Below are 12,234 nucleotides of genomic sequence, written 5' to 3' on the forward strand. Positions count from 1 at the left end.
AATTCGATAAAGGGTATATGGCCATGACCCTGGGGTGGTTCCCCAATCAGCGCGCATTGGTGACGGTTTTGCGCGACTTCGCCGCTGCCTCCACGTCATCGCGCCAGAAATAGACGGGCTTCAGTTTGTGATCGACGAACAACTGCATCTGATCAGTCGCATGAGGACTGTCGGGCCGGGTGATGGCAGAACCAAATGGCTGGATGGAGCGCGATAACACCCTGCCACCATTGGCGGGCCATTCCACCCATTGGATAAAGCTGTCGCCATGGACGAGGCTAGCCCTGCCATCCTCGTCAAATTTCCAGGTGGTTGCTGCGCGCAATGTGTCGGAGCCGCCATCGAGAGGAAGGTCGACACCCCCTTGGCGAAGCCGCACGACTTCGGACATGGGCGGATCGATCCTGCCGAAATGCGTGTTCAGATGATCGGCCGCCTCAGCGACCTTCTGTTCAACATCGGGCCACGGCTTGTTCTGGTATTCGGCAGACATGAAATCGCGGATCAACAGATAGGCGAGGGCATCAGCTGGGCCTTCGTTGTCAGCTGTAAAATCCCAATCGAGCAGCAATTCACGCGCCTCTTTCAACCGCGCGACACGTCCGCCAGCATCCTTCATGCGGATCGGCATTTCCATGGCTTCAATCTCGTCCCAAAGCCTATCGATATAGCCTTGCCGCTCATAGCCGGTGTCATACTTGATCCGCTCAAGTGCCGCACGATCCAGAGGGCCATCGGCTTCGCTCAAAAGCTTGAACGCGCGCCATGATCGGTTGGTCTGTTTGCGCTCTACACCGAGCACGGGGGAGAACGCGTCAGGGTCCAGATCGCTGCCATCGCCTGCCGCGGTGAAAGGTTCATTGTTGGCATTGTAGATCCAGCCGGATGCGGGATTGATGAGCTTGGGTATCTCGGCATATTCGACCGTACCATCCCAGATGAGATCGGATCGGCTGCCATCCAGAACCCCGCGCCAATTTGCGTCTACGTCCTCAGGCCGGTCAGGGATTGCCGCGTTGTAGACATAGGCGATATTGCCTTCCTTGTCGGCGTAGATGAAATTTGTCGACGGGATCGCCATGCGCGCGATTTGCTCCTGCCACTCCTCCAGATTGGTGGTCTTGTTGAGCCGATAATACGCGTCGAGCTGCTCGACGCTGTCCATCCCGCCATAGCGGATGGCGAAATAGCCATTCTCGTTCTGGATCACCGGACCATGGACGCTGCGCAGAACTTCGCGGCTGATCGGTAGGGTGACCGGCCCCATCTTCACCGGCAATGTCACCGTCTTACGCTCCAGATCGCGCCATTCGCCATCGAGCCTGTATTGCGTGCCCGCTTCATTGACTTCGAGCTTGTAGACATCGGCCATGTCGGGGCGGTTCACCGTGTTGGTCCATCCCAGATGCTCATTGTGGCCGAGGAAAGGGAAGGGCGATCCGGGGAAATTGGCTCCGGTAAAATGCCAGCCTTCTTCGCTTTCAACACTGAATTCATACCAGGCGACCCCGCCGCGCAAAGGTTGGTGCGAATTGGAAATAAGGGTGGTGGGGCCGCCTGATCTTTCCGGCGTAACAGCAAATGCGTTTGAGCCAAGGAGCGCTGCATCTTCGCCCATCGGTAAGGGGTGGAGCAGATTGGCCTGATTGTCGCTCGCCCTCTGGTCCGCAGGCGCTGGATCACGGGGGAAACCCGGAATGTCTGGGCCGAATTCGCGCGGCAGGGGATCGCCCGCCACCAGCGGCCCGATCACATTGCCAAGGCCGAAAAAGAACGGCTGGCGCAGCACAAAACCGGCAGCAACATCTTCGCCATTCACCGGGAAGAGATTGCCCAGTTTCACCTCGTCCGGATTGTCTTCGGCAAACTGGTTTAATCCGCTTGCGTAGGCTTCAAACAAGGCCCGCGTATCATCGGGCAGGTCCTGATACTTACGCTCCGCCGTGCCGCGCGCATCGAGCAGATGATAGACATAATCGAATTGCGCCCCATCCTGGCCCGCAATCGCGCCGTATCGGCCGCGCGACATGGCAACCACGTCTTGCAGCGTGAAGAAATCATCCTCTGCATGCGCAATCGCCACTCCGAAAGCGACATCGGCATCGGTTTTGCCATAGATATGCGGGACGCCGTATTCGTCTCGAATGATCTCCGCTTCGTACGTAGTCCAGCTTTCCGGCGAGTACGTAGCTTCGTCGGCTGACAGCGGCTCCCAAGTTGCGAGCGCCACAAATGCAGCGATCATCACAATCACCAGCGCAAACGCGCCGCGCCCCAACCATTTAACCATCAATCTCTCCGAATTCTCTTGGCTGAATGTGTGCCGCCCGATTGCCCCCTTGGCAAGCGGCTTGGCGTCACCCACCTATCCGAGTAACACACCGCTCTGCTTGAGGTTTCGTTCGCGAAACACACTCGACAAAAGCAATCGGTAAGGACTTGTGTTGCTAAAATGCAACACTATATCGAGAGGGAAAGTCACATGAGGGGTCTCATCACATGAATCTCGAAAAGTTTACCGACCGCGCCAAAGGATTCCTGCAATCCGCACAGACGGTCGCCATCCGCATGAATCACCAGCGGATTACCCCGCTGCACCTGTTGAAAGCTCTTCTCGAAGACGAGGAGGGAATGGCGGCTGGCCTGATCCAGCGCGCAGGCGGCGAAACGGCGCTTGCCGTCAGCGCAGTCGACGATGGACTTGGCAAAATCCCCGTCGTCACAGGCGGCGGCGCGCAGCAGACGCCGGGCCTCGACAATGACGCCGTGCGCGTGCTCGACCAGGCAGAACAGCTCGCTGATAAAGCGGGCGATAGCTATGTAGCGGTCGAGCGTGTTTTGACAGCGCTCGCAATGGCGCCGGGCGCGGCTGGCGAAGCGATGAAGGCCGCGAGCGTCACGCCGCAGACTTTGAATGCCGCGATTGAAGCATTGCGCGGCGGCCGCACCGCAGACAGCGCCAATGCCGAAAGCTCTTATGATGCGATGGAGAAATTCGCCCGCGATCTGACGCAGGCGGCGCGCGATGGCAAGCTTGATCCCGTGATCGGCCGCGATGAAGAAATCCGCCGCGCGATCCAGATCCTTGCGCGTCGAACCAAGAACAATCCTGCGATGATCGGTGAACCCGGCACGGGTAAAACCGCGATTGCCGAAGGGCTGGCTCTGCGCATAGCCAATGGCGATGTGCCTGACAGCCTTAAAGGTCGCACGCTTATGTCGCTCGATATGGGCGCGTTGATTGCGGGTGCGAAGTATCGCGGTGAATTTGAAGAGCGGCTTAAGTCGGTACTCGATGAAGTGAAGAACGCCGATGGCCAGATCATCTTGTTCATTGATGAGATGCACACTCTGATCGGCGCAGGGGCTTCGGAAGGCTCCATGGATGCTTCAAACCTGTTGAAGCCTGCGCTTAGCCGCGGTGAACTCCACTGCATTGGTGCAACCACGCTCGATGAATACCAGAAATACGTCGAGAAAGACCCCGCGCTTCAGCGGCGCTTCCAGCCGGTCTACATCGAAGAACCTTCGGTCGAGGACACGATCTCGATCCTGCGCGGTATCAAGGACAAGTACGAACTGCACCACGGCGTGCGCATCACCGATGGCTCTATTGTGGCCGCTGCACGTCTTTCCGATCGTTACATCCAGAACAGGTTCCTTCCTGACAAAGCCATCGACCTGATGGATGAAGCGGCCAGCCGTATCCGCATGGAAGTCGAATCAAAGCCTGAGGAAATCGAAGCGCTCGATCGCCGGATCATCCAGCTGAAGATCGAAGAATCGGCGCTCGAGAAGGAGGACGACAAGGCCTCGAAAGAGCGCTTGGAGGCTCTTCGTGAGGAACTTGCAAATCTTGAGCAGGAAAGCTCCGAACTTACCACGCGCTGGCAGAATGAGCGCGACAAGATTGATGCCGAGGGCAAGATCAAGGAGCAATTGGATGCCGCGCGTCTTGAGCTCGAACAGGCCGAGCGGACCGGCGATCTCGCAAAAGCGGGTGAGCTTTCCTATGGCACGATCCCGACATTGGAAAAGCAGCTCGAAGAAGCGGAAGACCTCAACGAAGATGCGCTGCTGCGCGAGGAAGTGACCGAGGAAGACATTGCATCGGTTGTCTCCCGCTGGACCGGCATCCCCATTGAAAAGATGATGGAAGGCGAGCGCGAGAAGCTGCTCGATATGGAGAATATCCTCGGCAAGCGCGTTATCGGGCAAAGCGCAGCTATCGAAGCGGTGTCGAAAGCGGTTCGCCGCGCGCGTGCCGGCTTGCAGGATCCTGGGCGGCCATTGGGCTCATTCCTTTTCCTAGGCCCCACCGGTGTCGGCAAGACGGAGCTGACCAAAGCGCTCGCCGGATTCCTGTTCGATGATGACAGCGCAATGGTCCGCATTGATATGTCGGAATTCATGGAGAAGCACTCGGTCGCTCGCCTGATTGGCGCGCCTCCGGGATATGTTGGCTATGACGAAGGCGGGGTGCTAACCGAAAGCGTGCGTCGCCGCCCTTATCAGGTGGTGCTTTTCGACGAGGTCGAGAAAGCGCATGGCGATGTCTTCAACGTGCTTTTGCAAGTGCTCGATGATGGCCGGTTGACCGATGGTCAGGGAAGGGTGGTCGATTTCAGCAACACGCTGATCATTCTCACCTCGAACCTTGGCAGTCAGTTTCTCTCCAATCTTCCCGACGATGGCAAGGTTGCCGATGTCGAGGATCAGGTGATGGATGTGGTGCGCGGTCATTTCCGCCCCGAATTCCTCAACCGGTTGGATGAGATCATCCTGTTCCACCGCCTCGCCATGGAACACATGGCGCCGATTGTCGCAATCCAGGTCAAACGAGTGCAGAAACTGCTCGACGATCGCAAGATCACGCTCGATTTGACCGATGCGGCTCTGCGCTGGCTTGGCAGGGTAGGGTACGATCCGGTTTACGGCGCGAGACCGTTAAAGCGGGCAGTGCAGCGATACCTGCAGGATCCGCTGGCTGAGATGCTTCTCGAAGGGACTGTCCCGGACGGCACGACATTGACGGTCGATGAAGGCGACGGCGAACTCAAGATGACTGTGCAATAGGCACGGTAGTTTTGCCGCCCTGAGAGAATCGGGATTCGCTTTTTCCGGTATCTTCCATGGCTTCCCGGGCAAAAGCTTATTGTTTCGCTCCCGCTAGGCCGGAGCATGAAAACAGCATGAAGAGTGGTTTGTTTCGCGCAGACCACTCTTTTTGTTATGTGCGAAAAGTAAAATCGTCAGATTGTTGCCAGCTCTAATGAGTGAATGTGGGATTAACGCAACAGCCCCGCTAAAAGTGGCAGAGTTCGTCAGGCTGCTTTGACATCAAAACGTCACTATTGCACTTATCCGACATCGCAGGGGCTTTGTCGCGTGAAGATCAGGGGCCGTTTGGAATGCGCCAGTGTAAGCATTCCAAGATCGGAAGATTGGACGCACTGCAAGGCTTCGGTTGTCGCAACTGGAGTGATCATGAAAAAGTTTCACAGTAATTCGATGAAGGCGCTCGCCTTCTCAGCATCGGCTATCGCGTTCGTGGTAGCGGGCCCGGTCTACGCTCAGGATGAAGAGCCCGAGGCTCAGGAACAAGAAGAGGAAGAAGGGGAAGAAGAGCAGGTTAATGTTGGTACCGATGCTTCCGGCTCGACATCGGGCGGTCAAATCACCGTTACCGGTTCGCGTATTGTCCGCGACACCTACACCTCGATTTCGCCACTTCAGGTTCTGACAACCGAGAACCAACAGGCAGTTGGTGCATTCGACCCCGCACAGATTTTGCAACGGTCAGAAGCTGCGGCTGGTACACAGATCGACGCGACCTTCCTTGGCTTCGTTCTCGATAACGGCCCCGGATCACAGACGATCAACCTTCGCGGCCTTGGCGCTGATCGTACTCTGGTTCTCGTCAACGGCCGGCGCCTTGCGCCTGGCGGTGTGGGCGGTGCTCCGACCAGCCCTTCAATCAACCTGATCCCGTCGACGCTTGTTGACCGCTATGACCTGCTGCTCGACGGTGCTTCGTCGGTTTATGGTTCGGACGCTGTCGCAGGTGTTGCAAACATCATTCTGCGCAAAGACTTTGACGGTCTTGAGCTGCAGGCGAACGGTAACGTCAACACACAAGGTGGTGGCGACGACTTTATCGTTAGCGCGGCATGGGGCTTTAACACAGACCGTGCCGTTTTCGGTATCGGTGCGGAATACTCTTTCCGTGATGAGATTGCACTGAAAGACCGTGACTTCCTCGCAGACGACACAGTCAACGTTGAGGTCGATGAGGACGGCAACAGATTTACCACCGGCCTTCGCGACAACGCTATCGTCCGCAACCGTACGCCGGGTGTGACTGTTTCGGAAAGAGATGCGATTATCGACGGTATTTCCGGTCGTATCTTCATTCCAGGAACGTTCCTCGGCTCAGTCTACTTCCCGGCCAACGGCAACATTGCAAACATCCCTGGACTGAACTTTGGTGAGAGCACCAACGCTTTCGGTCAGGATCTCGACACTGATGGCGATGGCGTTCGTGACGTTGACTTCCAGAACGTGAACCTAAACGGCGCGAACCTCGATCAGACGTTCGTGCCTGAACAAGAGCTGATCAACGTCTTTGCCTATGGTGAATACACCTTCCCCGGTGAAGCTAACATCACGCCGTTCTTCGAGGCGCAATACACCCGTGCTGACATTGTCAGCCCGAACAGCAATATCCCTCAGATTTTCCCGTTCGTGCCTGCTGACAACGTGTTCAACCCTTGTAACATTGCCAGCCCGAATGGGACGGATTGTTTCGCAGCTGACAACGCGCTGCTTGGCGGTTTATTCAACCCCGGTTCTGGCAGCATTTCGACGCTTCCTATCGCCTCAATTGCGGGTGACCGGAACAACTTCGACGTCACTCAAGAGCAATATCGCGGCGTCTTGGGTGTTCGCGGTGATCTTCCGTTTATCGGATCCTCGTGGACATTCGAAATTGCAGGTGTTTATTCGCGCGCTGAAGGTCGGAACAGTGTCTCGGGCATTCGTGAAGACCGCCTGGCGTTAGCACTTGGTATTGACCCGACTGCTGATTTTAATGGCGATGGTATCGTCGATAACAACGGCGACGGCATTGCCGACGACTACAACCAGAACATCGCAATCGGCTCCGGATCGCCTCTGTCGATCACACCATGTGACGCCTCGGCTCTGGCCAACCCTTCATTGGCGGCACCGGGTCTGCTTGACGGCTGTACAGCTGTGGACCTGTTCAACCAGAGCGTGCTGGGTGCACCAATCGGTGATTTTGCCACCGCAGCTGAGCGTGACTACGTGTTCGACCAAAGCGTCTTTGACACCACCTACGAGCAGATTTTCATCAGTGGTTTTGTCACAGGTGATCTGTTTGACCTGCCTGCCGGTCCGGTTGGCCTCGTGGTTGGCGCCGAATGGCGCGAAGACTCGATCGACTCCACACCAGATTTCATCACGTCTAACGGTTTGTTCTTTGCACGCTCGTCAGATGCGGGGGCAACGGGTTCAGCTTGGATCCGTGAAGTCTTCGGTGAACTTGATGTACCTCTGGTCGCTGGTGAAACACTGGTCGAAGAACTCAATGTGAAGCTTTCGGGCCGTATTACGGACCAAGAGTTTTACGGCACAAACGGTACGTTCTCCATCGGAGGCGGCTGGCGCCCAGTTTCGCCCCTTCTCCTCAAGTTCAACTACGGAACCTCGTTCCGTGCGCCGAACCTGCGTGAGAACTTCCTCGCCAACCAGACAGGCTTCCTGACTATTACGGACCCTTGTGCAGTTCCGGACGCTGCCTTTGTAACGCCTCCTGGTGCTCCCGCAGGAACACTGCCCAGCTATCAGGCCAATCTCGATACGCGCGATCCACAAACGCTGGCTAATTGCCTCCGTGAAGGGCGTGACCCAACGATGGTTGGTATCGATGATCTTGGGCAGAACACTTTCCGCACACCAAGCCCGGAAGTTGTCTCGGGTGGTACACTTGATCTCGACCCTGAGACTTCAACCTCGATCACGACTGGCTTTGCTTTTGAAGAAAGCTTTGCGAGCGGGTTCGAGTTCTCTTTCAACTTCAACTACTATGACATTCAGATCCGCGACGCGATTGTCGAGCCGGGCGTGCAGTTCATCGTCAATGACTGTTTCACGCGGCAAGATGGTATTCGCAGCCCGTTCTGTGACCGGATCGGCACCGATCCAACTGGTCGGATGCTGGTGAGCGACGTGTTCCAAGGCTTCTTGAACTTTAACGAAGAGGCTGTTCGCGGCATCGATTTGAACGCAACCTTTGCTAAGGACGTGCTGATCGGTGGCGAAACATTCGATCTGTCGCTTGAGCTCCGGGCCAACCACCTCATTGAGCGTTCAATTCTGTTCATCGATGCCGAAGGCAACCTGACCGAGAACAATTTGGCTGGCGAGTTTGGTTTCCCAAGTTGGACTGGCCGTGCGACGTTCTTCGTCGATTGGGAAGATTTCCGCTTCACCTGGCAGACACGCTACATCGGTGATGTTGAGGAAGACGAATCTGCGATCGATGAGTTCGATGATGCCTTTGGTAATCGCGGCACCGGCTTCTTCTCAGACACGTGTCTGGGTGATGGCACGGCCAACGTGGCAGGTGACGGACGCTTCTGCCGCAACGTCGGCTTTGTTGACGAGTGGTTCGAGCACACTGCTTCGGTGCGCTGGGACAATGACACCATCCGCATTATTGCTGGTGTGACCAACATCTTTGACCGCGCACCGCCGCAGGTCGATGATGAGGCTTTCGTCACAAGCATTTCGAACGTGCCACTCGGCAACGGCTATAACATTGATGGCCGTGAGTTCTTCGCTCAGATTCTTTACCGTTTCTGATCGAAAGTTACAAAAATTGACTGAAAATTGGGGCTTCTCAGCACTTGCCGAGAGGCCCCTTTTTTGATTTACTGCGCAGGTTCGAGCTGCTGGACGGGAGGCTAGGCGGCTCACATGAACCTCCGATTTTTCTATGAACTGGAAGATTTATTCATGAAGCTTTTGAAAGCCCCATTAATGGCCGCAATGGCCAGTGTTTCTGTGCTGGGTCTCGGCATCGCGGCAGCACCTGCCGAAACACAAGCGCAATCCTCCGTCCCGGTTGATGTCTGGGCCCTGCGCAGTGTTGTGAATGCCGTCCAAGTCTCGCCTGATGGCAAGCACGTACTGGTGCACAAGATTGAAAGCCGCGAAGGCGACTACCTTCTCGAGATATACAAGACCGACGATCTTAGTGAGCCAATCCGCCGCCTCAATGCAAAGCCGATGGAAATCATCAGCGCACAGTGGGTTGGCAACAATTACATCTTTGGCACGGCCTGGCAGGTCAATCGCAGCCAGGTAAAACGTCCGGAAGCGGATATCCGGGATTATCTTGGGTATTCCTACAACCTTGAGAAGAACAAGTTCAAATCTCTCGAAGGTACGTTCAGCGTTGTGAATACGCTGCCGAACGATCCAGAAAACATTCTGGTGTCGGACGCTAACTCAATCCCAGATCCTACCGGTGTTGACCCGTTCGAAGCGTTTCGTCCGCGTGCCTATTATAAGTTTAATCTGGATCGTGCTTCCCGCTCGCTCGTCCTCAGAGGGAATAGCAAGTTCCCTCAAGTGTTGCTGTGGGACAGTGACGGCAATCCCCGCTACACGCGTACTCTCGAGAACGACAACATCCTGCGCGAGTATTATCGCAAGCCTGGCGATAGCTCATGGACGAAATTCCAGGAAATGGATTTCGAGGATACCAACAATCTCTATCGCGTGCTCGCAGGCTTCCACGGCATCGCCGGCTTTAAAGACGGCGATCCCAGCACTGGCTATCTGATCGATAACCGCAATGGCGATGACAAGGCGGGCCTGTATGAATTTGACTTCAATTCGGGCACTGTTGGCAAGCTGCTTTTCAAGCCTGAGCAATCAGATGTGATGGGAATTCAGACCCACTCCATACCGGGCAATGACAAGCTTGTTGCCGCTCGCTATCCAGGCGCGAAAATGGAGCGTCACTGGTTCGATGAGGACGAGAAAGCTCTTTACGAAGCGCTCCAGCAGCAAATCCCGTATGCACACAACGTCACGATCACAAGCCGTTCGACAGATGGCAATACGATGATCGTCCGCAATGTCGGCCCCCGCGATCCAGTGTCATACTGGATGGTCAAGGACGGCAAACTGGCAAAGCTCGGAAGCAGCAATCCGCTTGTGAGCGCAGAGCAGCTCAACGAAGTGCGTTACATCCGCTACACTGCGCGCGACGGGCTCGAAATCCCGGCATATGTGACAGTGCCAAAGGGTGAGGGACCGTTCCCACTCATTGTGCAGCACAATGGCGGGCCGCACGTAAACGGCATGGTCTCGTATGACGAAATGGGACAGATGCTTGCGAATGCCGGCTACATGGTCCTGCACCCAGAGAACCGGATTTCCACCGGGTGGGGTCAGAAGCACTTTGACGCCGGATATGGCGAGCACGGTCTGGCCATGCAGGACGACAAGGATGACGGTGTTAAGTACCTGATTGAACAGGGCCTCGCTGATCCTGACCGTGTTGCTTTCTTCGGTTGGTCCTACGGTGGTTATGCTGCACTTGTGGCGGCTGCTCGCGATGACAATCTCTATCAGTGCTCGATCGCAGTGAACGGCGTTGCAGATGCTGAAAAGCAGTATCTGGGTCGCCGCGACGGAGATCTCAAAGCGCTTGATGAATGGTCAAAGCGCCGCGGCACGATCGGGATCAATCCCATCAACGAAGTCGACAAGGTGAACATCCCGCTGCTCATGATCCACAGCGACAATGATCGCCGCGTGATGTATTATCACTTCAGGGATTATAAGAAGAAATTCGAAGCCGCGGGTAAGCAGGGTCAGTTTGTTACGCTCGAAGGTGCCGATCACTTCGGGAACACGCTAATGTTCAATCACCAGCAGCAGCTTTACACAAAGATGCTGGACTACCTGGCGAACGATTGCGGCCCCGGAGGGCTATAGGATCGTCTGCAAGGAATTGAAAAAGAAAGCCCGGCCTACTCAGAGTAGGCCGGGCTTTCTTTTAGCGCTTCAATTAAGAGAGCTAGCAAAAGGCGCTGGCGGTTTATCCGATGCGATTGCCACGCACGCCTTTGCGGCCGTCAATCCTGATCCAATACGTGCCCATCGTGGCCGGCTTGAACTCGACCGATTGCCCAACTTCAGGAGCCCGAGCGCGGATCGAGTTGTTCTTGATCCGCCACTTGGCGTTTCCTTCCTCAATCCAAAAGTGCCACTCTTTCGATCCGACTTTGCGCACGCGGGTAATGGTTGAGACGAGACGTTTGTTCTCTTCTCTTTCCTCTTCGGTAGCGGCTTCAAAGATGCCCGCATCGGGCAGTGAGTAGCCATAAAGCTTCTTTCGCGCTTCGCTGATCTGCTCTGAATCGACGACTTTCACATCGCCCTTATTGCTCGCTCCAACGAGAGTGCCAACTTCACGGTCGAAGCAAGCGAGACGTTCAGCATCGTTCTCAATTGCGGTGCAAGTCTCAAGCTTGCCGATCAGCGGACTCGTTCCAATACCTTCATCACTTCGATCTTGCGCAATTGCGCTAGAATAGCCCAAAGCCGCCAAGCTGGCTGCCAGACCAAATTGGAGTGATCGTTTCATGCTTTTTCTCTTATTCTAAAGCTCTGGAGCCTGACCGGGCCTTTGTTGAGCGGTACGATGCGGAGCTCGGTTAAACAGCGAAATCTTATTGCTCACAACGCCCTACCGGATCAATTTGAACCAGGAAGAAATCCTGGCTGGTTGTCCTGAACGAAATCACGAGTTGCTTCGTTGCCGCGCCGCGACACGAGCGCCCATTCGCGATTTGTCATGCAAGTGCGCTTACGCCGAGCACGCGATCCAATGACGGACTCGCTTTTGCACCGGACATAATCGGGGTGTGACCTGTCAGTGATCTTTTCCTTCTTGGCCGGCTTTTCCTCGACCACGTCGATGTTTGGGTCTGCCACCGGTTCAGCCTCGACTGCTTCGGGTCCCACTTGCTCGGCTTCCTCTGAGGCCTGCTCGACTTCGCTCTCTTGCGCCAAACTTGGAAAAGCGAGCGCTGATGCCAGAGCGACGATCGTAAGCTTCTGATACATATTAGCAGTTCTTGAAATCATGGGGACACCTCCTTTGGTGATGGAGTATCACAGAGGCAGGCACAA

At 55.7% G+C, this 12,234-nt stretch carries 6 protein-coding genes; 3 read left to right on the forward strand and 3 right to left on the reverse strand.

Going from position 1 to position 12,234, the window contains the following annotated elements; translation table 11 throughout:
- Positions 1–46: 46 nt before the first annotated feature.
- Positions 47–2,290 carry an acylase gene (locus tag AUC45_RS13895; RefSeq protein ID WP_067604511.1) on the reverse strand — a complete coding sequence of 748 codons (2,244 nt, stop codon included), beginning with the start codon at positions 2,288–2,290 and terminating at the stop codon, positions 47–49.
- A gap of 209 nt (positions 2,291–2,499) precedes the next feature.
- On the opposite strand from AUC45_RS13895, the gene clpB reads away from it, so the two are divergent.
- The 3 genes from clpB to AUC45_RS13910 all read left to right on the forward strand — a co-directional run bounded on the left by clpB (position 2,500) and on the right by AUC45_RS13910 (position 11,034).
- Positions 2,500–5,076, forward strand: a complete 2,577-nt coding sequence (gene clpB, locus AUC45_RS13900; RefSeq protein ID WP_067604029.1) for an ATP-dependent chaperone ClpB — start codon at positions 2,500–2,502, stop codon at positions 5,074–5,076.
- A gap of 411 nt (positions 5,077–5,487) precedes the next feature.
- The gene (locus AUC45_RS13905; RefSeq protein ID WP_067604513.1) at positions 5,488–8,886 is read left to right on the forward strand and encodes a TonB-dependent receptor domain-containing protein; all 3,399 of its coding nucleotides are present in this window, start codon (positions 5,488–5,490) and stop codon (positions 8,884–8,886) included.
- Between the two features lie 114 nt (positions 8,887–9,000).
- Positions 9,001–11,034 carry a S9 family peptidase gene (locus AUC45_RS13910; protein ID WP_233998859.1) on the forward strand — a complete coding sequence of 678 codons (2,034 nt, stop codon included), beginning with the start codon at positions 9,001–9,003 and terminating at the stop codon, positions 11,032–11,034.
- Between the two features lie 103 nt (positions 11,035–11,137).
- Here AUC45_RS13910 and AUC45_RS13915 read toward each other — a convergent pair whose 3' ends face one another.
- Positions 11,138–11,686, reverse strand: a complete 549-nt coding sequence (locus AUC45_RS13915) for a hypothetical protein (RefSeq protein ID WP_067604031.1) — start codon at positions 11,684–11,686, stop codon at positions 11,138–11,140.
- A 110-nt stretch (positions 11,687–11,796) separates the two neighbouring features.
- Positions 11,797–12,189: a hypothetical protein gene (locus AUC45_RS13920; protein WP_156423891.1), complete on the reverse strand. Its 393-nt coding sequence runs from the start codon at positions 12,187–12,189 to the stop codon at positions 11,797–11,799.
- Between the last annotated feature and the right edge of the window lie 45 nt (positions 12,190–12,234).

The sequence above is a fragment of the Erythrobacter sp. YT30 genome (assembly GCF_001542875.1).
Classification (GTDB): Bacteria; Pseudomonadota; Alphaproteobacteria; order Sphingomonadales; family Sphingomonadaceae; genus Erythrobacter.